Genomic DNA, 17,257 nt, shown 5'->3' with positions numbered 1-17,257 from the left:
GATGCGCCCGCTCAACCGGCACCCCCAAATTCCACTTTCACACTTGCCGTCAACCGTGCCGAAGCCCTGAAGAGACCGGAACGGGTCGTGGAGAAATACCTGCTGGTCTTTGGCGAGTCGGTGCGCGGGCTCGCACTGGGAGCTCCGGTGGACCTACTGGGGGTGACGGTCGGAGAGGTAACGAAGATCAACCTGGAGCTCGACCCGCAGCGCAAGCGCTTCTCCATGCCGGTTGAGGTGCAGTTTTATCCGGAGCGTCTGCGAGCTCACTACCGCCACAAAGCGCAAGGCCTCCCCGCCGATCACCGGGTCCTTCTCGACGAGCTCGTCGCCCACGGCTTCCGCGCCCAGCTGAGAAACGCCAACCTCCTCACCGGACAGATGTATGTGGCGCTCTCCTTCTTCCCGGACGCCCCCAAGGCGAAGATCGATTGGACGGAGTCGCCGCCGCAGTTCCCCACCGTCCCGGGGAGCCTGGAACGGTTGCAGGGTAAGATCATGCGGATCGTCGACAAGATCGAGAAGATCCCGTTCGAAGCGGTAGCCGGGGACGCCCGGAAGACGCTGAAGAGCCTCGATGCTACCTTGAAGAGCGCCGACCGCCTGGTGAAGCAGATCGACAGCTCGGTCGTGCCCGAGGCCCGCGGCGTCCTTTCCGATGCGCGCAGGACCCTCGGCGAAGCCCGCCAGACCCTCGCAGGAGCGAGCAACGTCATGTCCAGCGACGCCCCGGTCCAGCAGGACCTTAGAGAGACGCTGAGGGAGGTGGCACGCGCCGCCCAGTCGCTGCGGGCCCTCGCCGATTACCTCGAGCGCCACCCCGAGTCTCTGATTCGTGGCAAGAAGGAGAAGGAGTGATGATCCGATTGCCGATCCTGGCCCTGGCCTGCCTTGCCCTCCTCGTTGCCGGTTGCAGCAGGTCGCCGCAGGTGACCTTCTACACACTGCTGCCAGCCGCCTCCGGTGAGGCGGTGCCAGCGACAGAGGCCCCAGTCAGCGTCTCTGTAGGGCCGATAACGGTGCCGGAGGTCGTGGACCGCCCTCAACTGGTGGTGCGCGAATCGGAGAGCCGGGTAAAGATTGCCGAAACGCACCGTTGGGCTGAGCCGCTGAAGCGTGAAATCCCTCGGGTTCTGGCCCAGAACCTCGGATCGCTCCTCGGAACGGAGCAGGTCTCCTCGTACCCTCAAAATGCCGGTGCCGACGCCCAGTACCGGGTACAGGTCGATGTGCAGCGCTTTGAGGCGCTACCGGGGAAGTCGGTGACAGTGGAAGCGCTGTGGCAGATCAAACGAAGCGCCGACAACGCCCAGGGCCGCGGGCACTCCCTGGTGCGGGAGCCGGTGCAGGGGGACGGCTACGAACCGCTCGTTGCGGCTTACAGCCGGGCACTGTCGAGGGTAAGCGCGGAACTGGCCCAGGCGATCCGCGCGTGTGGACAGGTCCCTTCCCGAAAGTGAAAATTTAGTCGCGGGACGGGTGTAACTGTGGTACCGTCCTGCTGCATTAAAATCTATTGCCTCACCCATTCTTCCCGTGCTACCAGGGGGGCCCTAATGCCGCTATGCCGTGTGAACCGCGTAAGCCGCATCTTCCTGCTTACCGCATCTCTGCTCGTCTCCATTCCATTCATCGTTCCCCCTTCACTCCAAGCCGCAGAGTCACAGGGCGCACCAGCTTCCGGAGCAGATAGTGCTGTTGTGCCACCCTCTGAAGTGCCGGACGACACTCAACGGGAAAACTCCAGGAAGGTCCTCGACTGGGAAACCCGGGAGGGGAGAAGCTACCTTATTCCGGCCCTGGAGGTCCCGGGATTCGTCATCCTCCTGAACGGCTTCGACCGGCTCGCCTTTCACGGGAAGATGAAGGAGGGGAAGCGGGCCTACGAAACTTCGCCATCGACGATCTGGGACCACGTGCACAATCAGCACTGGGGATGGGACCACGACACCTTCGAGGTGAACCAGTTCGGTCACCCCTACGAGGGTGCCACATTCTTCGGGCTTGCCCGCTCCTCCGGCCTCAATTTCTGGGAATCGCTCGGCTACAGCCATGCGGGGAGCTACATCTGGGAAATGGCGGGTGAGACGACGCGACCTTCCATCAACGACATGATCACCACCGGCAATGCCGGGAGCCTTCTGGGGGAGGCGCTCTTCAGGATGGCCGGATTGGTCCTGGAAGACGGTGGTGACTACCCCGATGCATTCCATGAGATAGCTGCAGCGATAGTTTCTCCCCCCACAGGATTCAACCGTTCCGTCTTCGGTGAGCGCTTCAAGAGCGTCTATCCATCGCACAGGCCGGCCAAGTTCTGGCGGGTGCGTCTCGGGGCGAGCTATGGGACGGAGGGGTATGACCTCGGGTACGGTCAGCCCCCTCACAACTTCTACGGCATTGTCGACTTCGCCCTCTCCTACGGTCTCCCCGGCAAGAGCGGTTACAGCTACAGGCGCCCGCTCGACTACTTCGATTTCCGACTGACGGTCCGCTCCCGTGCGGAAAACTTCCTGGAGAACATACTGCTGCGCGGGCTCCTGATCGGCTCGGCGTACGATGCCGGCGATACCTACCGCGGCATATGGGGGCTCTACGGGAGCTACGACTATATTTCCCCCTTCCTCATGCAGATCTCCAGCACAGCGCTCTCCTTGGGCACCACGGCTGAAATGGACGTCGCTCCGGACGTGACGCTGCAGGGCTCCCTTCTTGGAGGGGTGGGGTTCGCGGCGGCGGGGTCGAGACTGGCGACGCAGGAGGAGCGCGAGCACCACTACGCGTTCTCCCCGCAGTGGCTCTTGTCGCTGAACGTACTTTTCGGGGAGCGGGCTTACATCGACCTCGCTGGACGCGGCTATTACCCGCAGGCAGTGGAAGGGGATATCGACGGGTCGGAGGTGCTCTACAACTGTGAAGCCGGGGTGACCGTACGTGTCTCCGGGCGGCACGGGGTGGGGGTGCGCTGGGTGGAATCGATCAGAAACACGCACTACCAGCAGGTGCCCAACAGGCATCAGCGCGAGGGGACGGTAACCCTCTTCTACACCTACCTCAGCAACAACAGCCGATTCGGTGCCGTCGGGGCGGGACGGTGAGGCGATATCGCGGGGGTTGCCAGCAAAGGGCAAATCACCACGGTCCGCCGTGCGCAAAGGCTCATCCGAGAATACCGGAAGCCGTTGTATGTCTAAACGAAGCGACGCGCCCCCTTTACGAAGGCTCATCCGAATTCCGGGGGAGCGTGGGTACATTGCCACGAAGCACTGCAGAAGGCCTAACGTTCCCCCCTTCGCAAAGGGGGGGACGCGAGGCCTCTTCCAGCGCGTGGTGGAAAATGCTCCTCGTTTCCAGGAATTCCCAGATGATCCTTCGTTATAGTTCCCGGAGCCTCGGCGGAAAGGGGCTCCTCATCGCACGGCACCCCCCTTAGTCGCACGCCGCGCCGCTGCTACCTCGCCGTCGCTACCGCGCCTGCTTGCTGGCGATGACGCTCCAGCTCTTCAGCCTGCCGCTCGGCCCGCTCCCGAAGGAAGGTGAAATCGACGAAGGCGAAACGCGGGTCGTTCTGGTGAAACCGCTCCAGCAAACGCCACATGGCGTGCCGCCCCAGCGTGCCGATGAGGATTCCTTCCAGCTCCACTACCGGCCTCAAAAGAGAGGCGTCGGCGAGCCCCGTCAGGGGGCTAAAGGCAAGCTTCTCGATAGTCCATGCCCCCATCTCCTTGATCATGTTCCCCCGCCTCCCCATCTCCTTCAGGCAGCGGCGCACCACCTCCTGGTCTTCTTCCAGCTCCTTCAGTAGCACCTGCAGAAAGGGAGCGAGCTCCTTCCCGCGATTCTCCGATATCATCATCTTGACCAACTCGACCCCTGCCACGGAGCCGGCGAGGTGATTGCTAAGGTAATGCGCGAGGTTGTCGTCTCTGTCGTCTTTCATCTCTTCCCCCGATGAGGTCTTCTGTTCCGCTGAAGCTCCATCTTAAATTTTGAGACCTTGCGCGCTTTGCGCAACTGCCGCAGTTGATCCTCCAGTGCCAGCGCGGCAATTGCCGCCTCTGAAACCTGTTAAAATTACGGGGTAAAGGACACTTCAGCTTCTCGACGGGGCGTTCATATGGGAAAAATACTGGTGACGGGTGCTACCGGATTCATCGGCAGGAGGCTTGCCGCGGCGCTTCTGAAAGAGGGGTATGCGGTGCGTTGCATGGTGCGTCGCCCGGACGCCGTCATTCCTGAGGGGGCGGAGCGCGCGAGCGGTGATGTCCTCGAGCTGCGCTCGCTCGCGGAGCCGCTGCGCGATATCGACACCGCCTATTACCTCGTGCACTCCATGGCGGGGGGACGCGCCGGCTTCGAGCGCCGCGACCGCGAGGCGGTTGAGAACTTCACCTCCATGGCGAACCGGGCGGGGGTGCGGCGGGTGATATATCTGGGGGGGCTCGGGGAGACCGGCTCCAGCCTCTCCGACCACCTGGCCAGCAGGCTGGAGGTGGCAAATGTCCTCAGGAGCGGCCGCTTCAAGACCACTTTTTTGAGGGCCGCCGTCATCATCGGCGCGGGGAGCGCCTCTTTCGAGATGATAAAGTCGCTGGTGGAGAGACTCCCCTTCATGATCACGCCGCGCTGGGTGGCGACCCGCTGCCAGCCGATCGCGGTGCGCGATGTGATCGGCTATCTGGTGGGGTGTCTGCGGGACGAAAGGACCGTGGGAGAGACCTTCGACATCGGCGGCCCGGATATCCTGACCTATCGCGACATGATGGAGCGCTTTGCCAGCATCACCGGAAAGAGCCTCCTCATTGCGCCGACACCGTTTCTCACCCCGCGGCTTTCCTCCTACTGGGTGGGGCTGGTGACGAGTGTCAGCCCCTCCATAGCGATCCCGCTGATAGAGGGGCTGAAAAACGAGGTCGTGTGCCGGGAAAACAGGATCAGGAGCCTTATTCCCTTTCCGCTCACCGGTTACGACGAGGCGGTGCGTGTCGCGCTGCAGGAGTCGGAGGCTACCTCCCGACCACCTCGAACTGCACATTGATGTTGTCCCGCGTAGCGTGGGAGTAAGGGCAGATCTTCTCGTGCGCTTCCTTTACCAGCTCTGCCAGTTCCGCCTGCCGAATCTCCTTGTCCTCCACATGCATCTTCACCGACAGCCCAAACCCGCCCCCTTCGCGCGGGCCGATCGAAACCTGGCAAGTGACCTTTACAGTTGAGGCATCCTTTTGCTGCTGCTTTGCCACGAAATCGATGGCGCCGCCAAAGCAGGCGGCATAACCGGCGGCAAAAAGGTGCTCTGGCGTCGTCGTGTCAGGGTTCCCGGCCCCTCCCATCTCCTTCGGCACGGAGAGGTTTGCCCGCACCGACCCGTCGCTTGCCTCGGTGCGCCCGTTGCGCCCTCCTGTGGCGGTTGCTGTTGCCGTGAAAAGAGCCTTGATGGTGTTTGTTCTGTCCATCCTCGTTCTCCTTTTTCGTTGGGACCTCCTACTATTTTACTGTATCCCCCACGTCGCTGACGCCGTGACTGCACCCTTCTTAGGCGTCTTCATGGTGCGATTCGCATTCGATTCCCACAGCACCTCACCGTTGCCGTTGATCTTCACGAACTTGAACTGGATCTTCCTGGACGGCGGTAGCTTCACCGTCACTTGCCATGCCGGGTAGTCGACCGGGGTCATTTGCACCCCGAGCTTCGGATCCCACTTTCCGAGGGCCACGTCCTCCCCCACGAGATAGACATTCTCCCCCCATACGGTGCTAGCTTCCTTTACCGTGAAAGTTGCAGTCACCATCGGCTTCGCGGCGGTCATTGCATTGACGTGGATGGCTGCCGCGTAATCGGCGGGAACGGAAATAGTCGCCTGTCTCTTCTCGTCCACGATAATGGTGCGCCCGGAGCAGGTAGCTCCTTTCCCGCTTTTTGCGAAATTCCCGGCGATGACGTCGCAGTACGTCCCGGGGGGTAGGTGGGTCTGGAAGGTCTTCTGCAGCGGCTGGTCCTCCCGGTTTATGACCAGGAACCCCTTGTCGCCGCGGCCGAAGGCGATCTGGTTGTTGCCGTTGTCCCACCAGTCCGTCACCGGCGACGATGCCGCGGCATTTCTGAAGGGCACCATGTTCCCTATCTCGCGCCAGCGGTGCTCGCACTTCCACTGGGTGAAGCACCCCGGCTGCGAGGCGCTGGCACCGTTGTAGACATTCTTCGTGCTGCCGTCCGCATTGCTCGGTGGGCCGTCGTCGAAGCCGGAGAAGTCGTAGCTCGACATGAGTTGCGGGTACCCGTACGGCCAGGCCAGCATGAAGATGTTTCCGAGGGTGTACACGAAGCTGTTGCCGTTGTCCTTGAAGGTCAGGTAGCTCGTCGCCTCCCCTCTCTGCATGTCGTGGTTGTCGGTGAAAACGACCGCCCTGTCTGGGCGCGCAAGCCCCCAGCTCTCGCCAAAGCTTTTTAGATTTGCGATCTTTTGGCCGTTCTGGTTCTTGAACTGTTCGCTCAGCTTGCGGCCGTACATGAAATCGTTCACGTCGCCGAAGGGGTAGTACCATTCCTTCTTCACCGCCTCGCCGCCCAGGTCGATCACCTCCTGCACGACGTAGAAGTTGTCCCCCACCCGCGCTCTCACCTTGGCGAGGATCGCCTCCACGTCGGCGGGGGCGATGTGCTTTACTGCATCGATCCTGAAGCCGCGCACCCCGAGGCCGTAGAGATCGATGAGATAGTCGGCGATGCGGGCGCGCACCTTTTCCCTCTCCGTGGCGAGGTCCGGGAGGCCGACCAGTTCGCAGTCCTGCACCGAGTGCTTGTTGTTGTAGTTGATCTGGCCGTCCGCGTTCATGCAGCTGTGCTCCCCCGGGACGTTCCAGTGGAAGTCCTCCGGGCCGTAGATCCCGGGATAGGTGTAGCGGTGGGCACCTTCGTCGGTAAAGGTGCTCCCTGCCGACCCGGTGCCGCTTCCGGCGGCCATGTGGTTTATGACAGCGTCGGCGTATATCTGCACGCCAGCCGCCGCGCAGCGCTCCGCCATCTTCTTGAAGTCGGCGCGGCTACCCATGCGGCTTTCGATCTGATAGCTCACCGGCTGATAGTTGATCCACCACGGCCGGCTCTTCCCTCCGAGAGCCGGATGCTCCTCAGGAGGGGAGATCTGCACCGCCTTGAATCCCTGGGGACCGAGGTACGTCTCGCACTCGCGCGCAATATCGCTCCATTTCCACTCAAATAGCTGCACGAAGACTGTGCGGGCGGGATCAGGCGTCGTGGCAAACGCCGGTGTTGCCTGATATAGGATTACAGAGAGGAGTATGAAAGTATGAACTGTGGTGGATATTGTCGTGAGTGTGTGCGGAAAGAGCCGGGACATGGTACCCTCCTTGTACTGCGGATGGAGCTGTCACAGACGTTGGAGAGGCTATCATCTATTGAATTGAAGTCAATTAATGTGTGGTGAGAGGAGGCGTCGATCTATGAGAGTGGTAATTCTGGTGTTCATTTTCTGTGTCAGTCTTTCTTGCGCAATCAGCTCTTATGCGACGGAGGAGTACGCGCAGAAGACAGGGAAAGATTGTGCAGCATGCCATGTGGACCCCGCAGGGGGAGGGGAGCTGACAGCGGCAGGGAAGGCATATGGCGATTCCCTCGCGAAAGAGGGGGGACCCGCCGCGGGGACGGCTGTACCGCAGAAGAAGGAGGGGGAGGTCGCGAAGAAGGTGGTGCATCTCGCGGCGGGATACCTGCATCTTCTTATAGCAATCCTCTGGTTTGGCACCATCCTCTATGTTCATCTCGTCCTCAAGCCGCAGTATGCAGCGGGGGGACTGCCAAAGGGGGAGGTGCGTGTCGGCGTCCTTTCCATGGTAGTCATCGGGTTGACCGGCGTTGTCCTCATGTACTTCAGGATCACCTCGCTCGACATCCTCCTGCATACCCGTTTCGGCATCCTGCTCATGGTGAAGGTTGCACTCTACCTCGTCATGGTCCTTGCGGCGATCTTCGTGGTCCTCTTCATCGGACCTCGGCTGAAGGCACAGAGGAAAAACGGTGCCGGCCCCGTGGGGTACGGGGACCTTTCAGCAGAGGAGCTCTCCCTATGCGACGGGAAGGAAGGGCGCCCGGCATACTTCGCCTTCAAGGGTAAAATCTACGACGCGTCGGGGAGCAAGCTGTGGAAGGCGGGTCTGCATATGGGACGCCACAGTGCAGGGGTGGATCTGACCGAGGCGCTTCAACTCGCGCCTCACGGCTCGGAGCAGGTGGTGGCGTTGCCGCTTGTCGGTGAACTTCTGGATGCGGGGACGCAGAAGGCGCCGTTGCATGTGCGCGTCTTCTACTTTCTCGCCTACTTCAACCTCACGATTGTCTTTGTGATCGTCTTCATAGTCGCCCTGTGGCGCTGGTGGTAGGGGAGGAGGGGGGGTGCCGATGTCGGAGGATAATCGGCCTCAAGGCAGGGGGGCGCTTGCGGTCTACACGGTGGGGCACGGCACCCTCACCGAGGAGGAATTCCTGAAAGTCCTCCGGGAGCACGGTATCGAGCGCGTCCTCGACGTACGGGAGGTGCCGCGGTCGAGGCACGCGCCGCACTTCGACATCGGCCGGCTGAGCCCTTTTCTGCGCATACGCCGCATCAAGTACCAGCACATGAAGGAACTCGGAGGACTGCGACGGCACTCTCGCCCCGATTCGCCGAACGGCGGCTGGCGCAATGCGGCGCTGCGCGGCTTCGCCGACTATATGCTCTCCTCCGCTTTTGCATCAGCGCTGGCGAATCTTGTTCACCTCGCGCAGGGGAAGAGGACGGCGATCATGTGCAGCGAGGCTACCCCCTGGCGCTGCCACCGTGTGCTCATCAGCGATGCCTTGGTTGTGCGGGGGATCGAGGTGCTGCATATCCTTCCAGACGGCAGTATTGTACCTCACTCTCTTTCGGAGATGGCGGTGGTCGACGGGACGCGGATAACGTATCCTCCCGGGGCGGGGGATCCCTGTAGGCCGGAATAAGCGCAGCGTTTCCGGCATTCGCTGGTGCGGGCTGAGGGTGTGGAGTGCCGGGAACGCCTGGCGGCTTATCCCGGCCTACATTACTTGCCTTGACGCCTGAGGCAAAGGCAAATCCGACGCTAGTGGCGCCGCGCTGGAGCACAGGCTTCCCAGCCTGTAGCCGCGGCGCCAGCCGCGCGGTCTGTGGCGGCTGCGCCGCCATCGTAGGCAAGATGCCTGCGCTCCAGCGCGGGGGCACCCGGGTTACTTGTAGCGACCTTACCCGAGTTCTCGCCAGCGGCTCGTCGAAATTTACTTACTGGTTTCCCTGAACGCAAAAAAGTCCCCCGGATCTCCGGGGGACTTTTTTGCTGCTGCTATGAAAGCTTTTCCTAGTCTTCTTCACCGGCGAGGACCGGCATGGAGAGACCGAGATCGAGACTGTGGTGCTGCGGGTTGGCGAGGACTGCGTTCAGCTGCTCCTGGCTCAGCTCATTCTCCCACTTGGAGATGACGACGGTCGCGACGCCGTTGCCGATCAGGTTGGTGAGCGCACGTGCCTCGGACATGAAGCGGTCGATACCGAGGATCAGTGCCAGACCTGCAACCGGAATCGTCGGGATGGCTGCAAAGGTTGCCGCCAAAGTGACGAACCCGCCGCCGGTTACTGCTGCTGCACCCTTGGAGGTGAGAAGAAGCACGCCGAGAATGGTCGCGGTCTGGGTCCAGCTGAGGTGCGTGTTGGTCGCCTGCGCGACGAAGACCGCCGCCATCGTCAGGTAGATGGAGGTGCCGTCCAGGTTGAAGGAGTAGCCGGTCGGAATTACGAGACCGACGACGGACTTCGTGCAGCCGAGCTTCTCCATCTTGAGCATCATCCTCGGGAGTGCGGACTCGGAGGAGGAGGTCCCCAGCACGATCAGGAGCTCTTCCTTGATGTAGGCTATGAACCTGAAGATGCTGAAGCCGCACAGCTTGCAGATCGTACCGAGCACGACGAAGATGAAGAGGAGGCAGGTGAGGTAGAAGCTCCCCATGAGCATCCCGAGGCTGGCGAGGGACTTGAAGCCGAATTTGCCGACGGTGAAGGCCATGGCGCCGAAGGCGCCGACCGGTGCAACTTTCATGATGATCCCGACGACCCCGAAGAGGGCGTGGGAGATCTGGTCAATGATCTTGTACAGCCCTCTCCCTTTCTGGCCGAGGGCGGAAAGGGCGAAACCGAACATCACGGCAAAGAGAAGGACCTGGAGGATGTCACCCTTGGCGAAGGCGTCCACGACGCTGCTCGGGATGATGTTCATCACGAAGTCCACCAGCGACTGGTTCTTGGCGGCGGTGGTGTAGGCGCTGAGGGCCTTCGTGTCGAGCTTGGTCACGTCGGCGTTCATCCCGACCCCCGGCTGGATCACATTTACGACCACGAGGCCGATGGCAAGTGCAAGGGTCGATACCACTTCGAAGTAGAAGAGCGCCTTCGCACCGACGCGCCCCACCTTCTTCATGTCCTCCATCCCGGCGATGCCGGTGACGACGGTGCAGAAGATGACGGGAGCAATGATCATCTTGATGAGCTTGATGAATCCGTCGCCCAGCGGCTTCATCGCCACTGCGGTTTCCGGTGCGTAGTATCCCAGCGCCACGCCTATGGCGATGGCGACGAGTACCCAAAAGTACAGATGTTGGGTGATCTTCTTCTTGTTCATGACGCGCTCCTATTGCATTGAAAGATATTAGACCAGTTGAACTGGAAAAAATGCGGCGGGGGATACGGCGGCGGAGATTCCCTGCGAAGGATTTGAGGCGGGGAGTACTAATCGCAGCTGAATATAAAACCGTTCTTCGACCCACAAAAGCCGGCACTTGTATACACCATTACAGCGCAAATTACAAAACAAAAATTCTATCGGAATATCTTTGAGTTGGGTTGCGATGGTATACAGTGCAATGGTGGTGGAGGACGCCGTTTTATCTGAGTCTGATACAGCTTGAAAGAGGACGGCGGGTGGAGCTGTGCACCCACATCCAGCGCACCGGTACCGGAAGCCGGAAGCGGTGGGAATGGTAATACCGCGCGCCGCACCCTCGCTCCGCCAAGTGGTCATACCGCACGCTTCGGCTGGAGCTCGCATCAGCCATATGCGCCCCTGCTGCCGCTCTCTTCATCGGATGCAAGACCCTTAACTCGTTTGCGATTGCCGCTCCGGACAAGGAGGAGTAACTTAGAAAGAACGGGTGTTTTCTATGCGGAGGACGTCTTTTCCACCTGCTCGGTTGACGCGAAGGGGGACGCCTCCGATCCAGAGAGGTGAACGATGAAGGATAATCCTCTTTCCAGGCTTCGCACTTTCGGTCAGAGCGTGTGGCTCGACTACCTGCACCGCGACCTGCTGGACTCCGGGGAGCTCGCAAGGCTCATCGAGGAGGACGGGCTCGGGGGTGTGACCTCCAATCCGGCCATTTTCGAGAAGGCGATCGGGGAAAGCAGCACCTATGACGCGGCAATCGTTGAACTCGCCCAGGAAGGGAGAGATGCGGGGGATATCTATGAGGCACTGGCGGTGCAGGACATCCGCCGCACCGCGGACCTCTTCCGGCCGCTCTACGACTCCCTGAAGGGGGCGGACGGCTTTGTAAGTCTCGAGGTCTCGCCGCATCTGGCGTACGACAGCGTCGGCACCGTGGCCGAGGCGCGACGCCTCTGGGAGAGTGTGGCCCGCCCCAACGTGCTCATCAAGGTTCCTGGCACGAGGCAGGGGCTCGATGCGATACGGCAGCTCGTGAGCGAGGGGATAAATATCAATGTGACCCTCCTCTTCGGACTTCCCCGCTACCGCGAGGTGACAGAGGCCTTTATCGCCGGGTTGGAGACGCGGCGCAGCCGTGGCCAGCACCTCGAAGTGAGCTCGGTGGCGAGTTTCTTTTTGAGCCGCATAGACGTGTTGGTGGACCAGGCTCTGGAACGGAAGATCGCCGAAGGAGGAGACCGCGCCGAGACGGCGGCGATGCTGCAGGGGCAGACGGCAATCGCCTGCGCGAAGATGGCGTACCAGATCTTCCGGGAGGCGTTTCACTCTGACCGCTTTCGCGAGCTCGCTTCCGCAGGGGCGCGCCCACAGCGGGTGCTCTGGGCAAGTACCGGCACGAAGAACCCGGCCTACAGCGACGTGAAGTACGTGGAGCCGCTGGTGGGAGCGGATACGGTGAATACGATGCCGATGGAGACGCTCGTGGCGTACCGCGATCACGGAAATCCCGCCCCCCTTCTTGAGGAGGGTATGGACGATGCCCGCGCGGTGCTTGATCGACTGCCGCAAGTGGGGATAAATCTCGACTCCGTGACAGCCCAGCTGGAAGAGGAGGGTGTGGTGAAGTTTGTGCAGCCTTTCGACAAGCTCATGCGCACTATTGACAAGAAAGGAGTGCCCGCATCGGCACAGGGTTGAGACGCGCCGGAGCACCGGGACTATCTATGGATCTTTACGTCGGGACCAGCGGCTACTCATACAGCGCCTGGAAAGGGATCTTCTATCCTTCGGACCTTCCTGCCCGGCGCATGCTCAATTACTACGGCGAGCACTTCCGCACGGTGGAGATCAACAACACCTTCCACCGCATGCCCAAGACCGCGCTCCTTGAGGGGTGGGCGGCGGAGGTCCCCGACCGTTTCACCTTTGCGCTGAAGGCCCCCCAGAGAATCACCCACTTCCAGCGCCTGCGGGACGTCGGCGAAACCCTTTCCTGGTTTCTCGATGTGGCGGCGGTTCTGGACCAGCGCCTCGGTCCGATTCTCTTTCAGCTCCCTCCAAACCTGAAGAAGGACCTGCCACTGCTATGCGACTTCCTGTGCAATTTGCCGAAGCGGTACAGGGTCGCCTTCGAGTTGCGTGACCTCTCGTGGTTCACCGACGATGTCGTTTCCGCTTTGCGCGGACACGGGGCAGCGGTATGCCATGCCGACACGGACGATGGGGCGCGGCTGCCCCTCGTTGCGACGGCAGACTTCGGTTACCTGCGCCTGCGCCGCAAGGAGTACAGCGACGCCGAACTGGAAGGGTGGCTGAAGCGGCTTCGCAACTACCAGTGGCAGAGCGCCTTCATCTACTTCAAGCACGAGGACGAAGCGACCGGGGTGCGGTTCGCGAAGCGCTTCCTCGAACTGGCGGCCTAGCATGTGCCCGCCACGCTTTCACGAGCGCTTCCCTGCGCTGCTGGACTGCTTTTCCCTCGAGACGCTGGAGAGCTATCCATCCACCGTCTATGGGTTGTGCATGGACCTCACCATCAACTACTTCAACCCCGGCTGGTTTATCTTCTCCAAAGAAAACAACGGAGAGCCTGCCATCTCCGAGCGTTTTCGCATCGGCACTCATATAGGAGATGCCATAACCGGAGTTGCGCGGGAGTTCTACCTCGAGTCATTCCAGCGGGTCCTGAAAAGTGGCGAGATATGGCACCATGACTATGAATGCTCAAGCCCTGAGACATTCAGACTGTTCCACCAGACAGCTTATCCATTGCATAGCCGCGAAGGTATTGTTATTGTGAACTCGCTGGTGACAGAGCATCCCCACGATCCGGGCGTAGATCTGGGCGAAAAAGAGATCGAGAGGATTTATCTTCAGAAAACCGGCTTTATAACCCAGTGCAGCAACTGCCGCCGGGTACAGCGGGCTTCATCAGAGAGTGAATGGGACTGGGTGCCGGCCCTGGTTTCAAAGATGCCCGATAACGTCAGCCACACCTTCTGCCAAATCTGTTACGATTACTACTTTAAGAGAAGGCGCCGCACAGACGAACGGTAGAGGAAAAGCTCCTCTTTCCGCCGGGGGCAAAAGCGTAGCTTCGCAAGATAACTGCAGCGTCATGCCGCAGTGCAGAATACTTTGAACTGGAGGGTTCCAATGGACGAGAAGCTTCAACGGGCAGTTTACGCAGCGGGGAACGACCCGGAGATAGCCGGGAAACTGGACCAGGTCCTTAGCGGGGAGAACGACCGCGCTTTTATCGTATGCTCCTTTGAAGAGTGCGAGAACAACACCCGTGGGCGCTGCACGATCTTCGCCATAAAGGATGTGCCGAAGATGAAACGGACGACGCCGTGCGAGCATTACGTGGCGCGCACGCCGGCCATTCCGTGATTTGAGAAGCTCCCTTTCAGGCCCCAGACTTCCGGGGGCCTGGGAGGTGCCTCCCTTCTTCACCCCTTCACATCGCCCTCACCGGACTTCGTTCTTCCTGACTTCGTTTTTCCTGGCGGGATCCCAGAAAGCGAGTTTGAAAAAGACGGCGGCTGCGACGATCATCGTCGGTCGGAAAGGCTCAGCGCCCATGACGGTCGCAACCAGAAAGGCGACGCCGCCAGCTACGGTTGCGGCGGCAATGTGCTGAAGGATGGTAACAAAGGCGGGGGTCACGTCTTTCATGGCACTCTCCTCTCATCACGAGTGGCACCACGGCACGTTTCTCACTTCCTACCTGCAAGCCTTGAAATTATAACCAAAGTGCGATCTGCGTCATCTATCCCTCAAACTCCTGCCCTTCGAACTTCAGCTATACTGTAGACGAGAGATGGAGGATAGATCTCCACAACAGTGGCGGGATGTCTCCGCGGGGGGGATGGATGCAGTACGCGGCGAGGACGGACAGGGGGACTGTGCGGGAGAAGAACGAGGACTATGTCCTGGCCGACCGCGAGCGCTCGATCTTTTTTCTGGCCGACGGCATGGGCGGGGTGCCCGGAGGGGAGATTGCCAGTAGCGTGGCGGTCGAGTCTGCCCACCGGGTCCTGGCCGAGAAGCTCTCGGCGACACCCGATTCGGAGGTGCCGAGGCTCCTCGCCGAGGCTTTCGCCGCCGCTCACTCCGCCGTCTTCAAGCGGGGACTGGAAGAGCCGCGCCTCGAGGGGCTGGGCACCACCCTCGATATTCTCCTCTTCCGCGACAGCGTTGCCTGGTGCTGCCATGTCGGCGACGGCAGGATATACCTCCTCGGTGAGAATGGGGAAGAGAGGCTCTCCATCGATGACAATTACGCGTCCGCCCTGATCCGCAAAGGGGCGACGGACGAAATGGTGCCGGGGTGGGCGCGCCATGTCCTCACCCAGGCTGTCGGTGTCGCCGAGGAGCTGTACCCCGAGATCCGGGAACGGGAAGTAGGGGAGGGTGATATCCTCCTCATGTGCAGCGACGGGCTTACCGGCACCGTGCCCGATTCCCTCATAGGCGCGATAGTGCGCGATTTTCGGGATGATCTTGAAACCGCCGCCGACAGGCTCGTTGCCGCCGCCCTGGAGCGCGGAGGAAGCGATAATATTTCCGTCCTCCTGGTCTCCACCCGCCCCGACATCACACTCGAGAAGCCCGCTCTTCCTCTCCTGCAGTAGATATCACGTTGACGATCAGATCCGCCGTCAGGGGGCGACGATGCTGCAGAAGTGGCCGGGGTCCTTGCAGATGGCGATGAGCGCCTCCAGCGCGTTGGTTATGGTCAGGATCCCCACCAGGTTGTCCTTCTCGTCGACCACCAGGACGCCGTTTAGCTTCAGGTCATGGAGCAGTTCCGCCGCCTCCGTGAGGGGGGTGCCGAGCGCCACCCGGCATGGCTTCGGATTCATCGCCTTCGATACCGGCGTCTTCGAGAGGATATAGTGCAGTTCGTAGGCGTCGAGGGAGGTCGCCGGGCTCGGGGAGAACGCCTTCACCATTTCCTCTGTCAATATCCCCGCAATCTTCCCCTTTTGCATGACCGGGAGGCGCCTGATGTTGTGCTCGGTCATGAGGTGCATCGCCTCCATGACGCTTGTGTCGGTGTCGATGGTGATCGGATTCCTGGTCATCCAGTTGTCAACGGTCGTCATTACTTCCCTCCACTGTATCCGCCTGCTGTGACAAAGCAGCCGGGTTGAATCAGGTCGCCTGTGTTCCTGTACGAAGCAGTAGCTTAGGCGTCCCCTCCCTTTCAAGGGGAGGGACAGGGTGGGGATGGGGTCAAGGTTGGTGGCCGCGTCGACCCATCCCCCTCCTGTCCTCCCCCTTGAAAGGGGAGGGACGCACTGCCAACCGCCTGCCCAATGAAGAATCTGGTAAATAGCCTCGTCTGCTTCTTTGAGGGCACACGGCCCGCCCGTTTCGTGCTGCGTCCCCCTACATCCCCAGAAAGGCCTTTTTGACGTGCGGATCGTCGAGAAGTTCCTCGCCTTTTCCGGTCAGCACCACCCGCCCTGTTTCGAGGACGTAACCGCGGTGGGCGATGCGCAGCGACTGGTGCACATTCTGCTCGACGAGAAGTACGGTCACCCCTTGCCGATTGATCTCCTTGATGATTTCGAAGATGTTCCCGACCAGCAGGGGGGAGAGGCCGAGTGACGGCTCGTCCAGCAGCAGGAGCTCCGGATTGGCCATGAGGCCGCGCCCGATGGCGAGCATCTGCTGCTCCCCTCCCGACATCGTGCCGCCGAGCTGCTTTTCCCGCTCTTTCAGGCGCGGGAAGAGGGAGAAGACGCGCTCCATGTTTTTCTCGCGGTCGCCGCGTGCTCCCTTGATGAAGGACCCCATGCGGAGGTTCTCGCGAACGGTCATCTCCGGGAAGATACGTCTCCCTTCCGGCACCTGGACTATTCCCGCCTCCACGACCTGGTGCGACTCGAGCTTCCCTATCTCTGCACCCTTGAATCTGACGGAGCCGGAATTGGGGCGGACGATGCCGGAGATGTTCTTGAGGGTGGTCGATTTGCCGGCGCCGTTGGAGCCGACGACGGTGACGATTTCCCCCTCCTTGACCTCAAGGTTCACGTCCCACAGCACCTTGAGATCGTCGTAGCTGAAGTTCAGGTTCTCGATTGTTAGCATTGGTGCCTCATTTGATCTCTCGCCTGCGGGAGTGGTTAGGTGGTGGGGGAGGCGGATCGAAGGCAGTAGAGCCTTATTACCTCAACAACACCCTCAATATTTTTCATAACGTCACAATCCCAGAAACGCAGCACCGTGAAGCCATTCGCCTGCAGGTATTCATCCCTGCGCTGGTCGTATAAGGCATTGTCTGCATGTTGTCCGCCATCAACCTCGATGACGAGCTTGTGAGCGAAGGCTACGAAGTCGACGATGTATTTCTCAATCACCTGTTGTCGGCGGAACTGCACGCCCTCGATCTGACTGTCGCGCAAATATTTCCACAGAAGGCGCTCCGCATCCGTGCTGTTGGTGCGGAGTCTGGTGGCAAGAGGCTGTAGATCGCTCGGTGGTTTCATACGATCACCTTTTCAGCTTCCTGAGCTGCCATCTGCTG

Annotated in this window: 19 protein-coding genes (1 of these 19 running past the window's edge); 11 read left to right on the top strand and 8 right to left on the bottom strand. The window is 60.7% G+C overall.

The features are described from left to right. The 3 genes from LPW11_RS01115 to LPW11_RS01105 all read left to right on the top strand — a co-directional run. A protein-coding gene (locus tag LPW11_RS01115; RefSeq protein ID WP_230996285.1) for a PqiB family protein crosses the window boundary here: on the top strand, nucleotides 1-858 show its 3' portion. 789 nt of this gene lie to the left of the window's left edge; 858 of the gene's 1,647 nt are visible here — the last part of the coding sequence; its start codon lies beyond the left edge, outside the window; its stop codon occupies nucleotides 856-858. Further along, complete coding sequence (locus LPW11_RS01110) at nucleotides 858-1,460, top strand: PqiC family protein (RefSeq protein ID WP_230996284.1); 603 nt, start codon at nucleotides 858-860, stop codon at nucleotides 1,458-1,460. The genes LPW11_RS01115 and LPW11_RS01110 overlap by 1 nt, the downstream gene beginning before the upstream one ends. Nucleotides 1,461-1,700: 240 nt before the next feature. Continuing rightward, complete coding sequence (locus LPW11_RS01105) at nucleotides 1,701-3,095, top strand: DUF3943 domain-containing protein (RefSeq protein WP_230996283.1); 1,395 nt, start codon at nucleotides 1,701-1,703, stop codon at nucleotides 3,093-3,095. A 353-nt stretch (nucleotides 3,096-3,448) separates the two neighbouring features. On the opposite strand, the gene LPW11_RS01100 is transcribed toward LPW11_RS01105, so the two are convergent. Next, the gene (locus LPW11_RS01100; RefSeq protein WP_230996282.1) at nucleotides 3,449-3,937 is read right to left on the bottom strand and encodes a hypothetical protein; all 489 of its coding nucleotides are present in this window, start codon (nucleotides 3,935-3,937) and stop codon (nucleotides 3,449-3,451) included. 177 nt (nucleotides 3,938-4,114) lie between these two features. On the opposite strand from LPW11_RS01100, the gene LPW11_RS01095 reads away from it, so the two are divergent. After that, a complete protein-coding gene (locus LPW11_RS01095) occupies nucleotides 4,115-5,035 on the top strand; it encodes an NAD(P)H-binding protein (RefSeq protein ID WP_230996281.1) in 921 nt (306 codons plus the stop codon). On the opposite strand, the gene LPW11_RS01090 is transcribed toward LPW11_RS01095, so the two are convergent. Beyond that, nucleotides 5,004-5,450 (bottom strand): Ohr family peroxiredoxin, encoded by a 447-nt coding sequence (locus tag LPW11_RS01090; protein ID WP_230996280.1) that lies wholly within the window; start codon nucleotides 5,448-5,450, stop codon nucleotides 5,004-5,006. The genes LPW11_RS01095 and LPW11_RS01090 overlap by 32 nt on opposite strands. Nucleotides 5,451-5,486: 36 nt before the next feature. Beyond that, nucleotides 5,487-7,355 carry a carbohydrate-binding module family 20 domain-containing protein gene (locus tag LPW11_RS01085; RefSeq protein ID WP_230996279.1) on the bottom strand — a complete coding sequence of 623 codons (1,869 nt, stop codon included), beginning with the start codon at nucleotides 7,353-7,355 and terminating at the stop codon, nucleotides 5,487-5,489. Nucleotides 7,356-7,458: 103 nt separating this feature from the next. Here LPW11_RS01085 and LPW11_RS01080 point away from each other — a divergent pair, with 103 nt between their 5' ends. Beyond that, nucleotides 7,459-8,394, top strand: a complete 936-nt coding sequence (locus tag LPW11_RS01080) for a CopD family protein (protein WP_230996278.1) — start codon at nucleotides 7,459-7,461, stop codon at nucleotides 8,392-8,394. A 19-nt stretch (nucleotides 8,395-8,413) separates the two neighbouring features. Beyond that, the gene (locus LPW11_RS01075) at nucleotides 8,414-8,992 is read left to right on the top strand and encodes a DUF488 domain-containing protein (protein ID WP_230996277.1); all 579 of its coding nucleotides are present in this window, start codon (nucleotides 8,414-8,416) and stop codon (nucleotides 8,990-8,992) included. A 371-nt stretch (nucleotides 8,993-9,363) separates the two neighbouring features. Here LPW11_RS01075 and LPW11_RS01070 read toward each other — a convergent pair whose 3' ends face one another. Next, nucleotides 9,364-10,677, bottom strand: coding sequence for a dicarboxylate/amino acid:cation symporter (locus LPW11_RS01070; RefSeq protein WP_230996276.1), 1,314 nt, complete (start codon nucleotides 10,675-10,677; stop codon nucleotides 9,364-9,366). Nucleotides 10,678-11,286: 609 nt separating this feature from the next. Between LPW11_RS01070 and tal the strand changes: the two genes are divergently transcribed. From tal to LPW11_RS01050, 4 genes are all read left to right on the top strand, one after another. Continuing rightward, nucleotides 11,287-12,417 carry a transaldolase gene (tal, locus tag LPW11_RS01065; RefSeq protein ID WP_230996275.1) on the top strand — a complete coding sequence of 377 codons (1,131 nt, stop codon included), beginning with the start codon at nucleotides 11,287-11,289 and terminating at the stop codon, nucleotides 12,415-12,417. A 26-nt stretch (nucleotides 12,418-12,443) separates the two neighbouring features. Then, entirely contained in the window at nucleotides 12,444-13,142 is a 699-nt protein-coding gene (locus LPW11_RS01060; protein ID WP_230996274.1) for a DUF72 domain-containing protein, read from the top strand. Between the two features lie 100 nt (nucleotides 13,143-13,242). Next, a complete protein-coding gene (locus LPW11_RS01055) occupies nucleotides 13,243-13,776 on the top strand; it encodes a hypothetical protein (RefSeq protein ID WP_230996273.1) in 534 nt (177 codons plus the stop codon). A 99-nt stretch (nucleotides 13,777-13,875) separates the two neighbouring features. Further along, nucleotides 13,876-14,112: a hypothetical protein gene (locus tag LPW11_RS01050; protein ID WP_230996272.1), complete on the top strand. Its 237-nt coding sequence runs from the start codon at nucleotides 13,876-13,878 to the stop codon at nucleotides 14,110-14,112. Between the two features lie 78 nt (nucleotides 14,113-14,190). On the opposite strand, the gene LPW11_RS01045 is transcribed toward LPW11_RS01050, so the two are convergent. Continuing rightward, nucleotides 14,191-14,397 (bottom strand): hypothetical protein, encoded by a 207-nt coding sequence (locus tag LPW11_RS01045; protein WP_230996271.1) that lies wholly within the window; start codon nucleotides 14,395-14,397, stop codon nucleotides 14,191-14,193. Nucleotides 14,398-14,594: 197 nt separating this feature from the next. Here LPW11_RS01045 and LPW11_RS01040 point away from each other — a divergent pair, with 197 nt between their 5' ends. Next, complete coding sequence (locus tag LPW11_RS01040) at nucleotides 14,595-15,356, top strand: PP2C family protein-serine/threonine phosphatase (protein WP_230996270.1); 762 nt, start codon at nucleotides 14,595-14,597, stop codon at nucleotides 15,354-15,356. A gap of 27 nt (nucleotides 15,357-15,383) precedes the next feature. On the opposite strand, the gene LPW11_RS01035 is transcribed toward LPW11_RS01040, so the two are convergent. The 3 genes from LPW11_RS01035 to LPW11_RS01025 all read right to left on the bottom strand — a co-directional run bounded on the left by LPW11_RS01035 (nucleotide 15,384) and on the right by LPW11_RS01025 (nucleotide 17,219). Then, nucleotides 15,384-15,830 carry a CBS domain-containing protein gene (locus tag LPW11_RS01035; RefSeq protein ID WP_230996269.1) on the bottom strand — a complete coding sequence of 149 codons (447 nt, stop codon included), beginning with the start codon at nucleotides 15,828-15,830 and terminating at the stop codon, nucleotides 15,384-15,386. 286 nt (nucleotides 15,831-16,116) lie between these two features. Continuing rightward, nucleotides 16,117-16,821 carry an ABC transporter ATP-binding protein gene (locus LPW11_RS01030; RefSeq protein ID WP_230996268.1) on the bottom strand — a complete coding sequence of 235 codons (705 nt, stop codon included), beginning with the start codon at nucleotides 16,819-16,821 and terminating at the stop codon, nucleotides 16,117-16,119. Between the two features lie 35 nt (nucleotides 16,822-16,856). Beyond that, nucleotides 16,857-17,219: an endonuclease domain-containing protein gene (locus LPW11_RS01025; protein ID WP_230996267.1), complete on the bottom strand. Its 363-nt coding sequence runs from the start codon at nucleotides 17,217-17,219 to the stop codon at nucleotides 16,857-16,859. Between the last annotated feature and the right edge of the window lie 38 nt (nucleotides 17,220-17,257).

This window comes from Geomonas sp. RF6 (assembly GCF_021044625.1).
Classification (GTDB): domain Bacteria; phylum Desulfobacterota; class Desulfuromonadia; order Geobacterales; family Geobacteraceae; genus RF6.
Note: the sequence above shows the minus strand (reverse complement) of the source record. Positions and strands in the feature narration are given on the sequence as shown.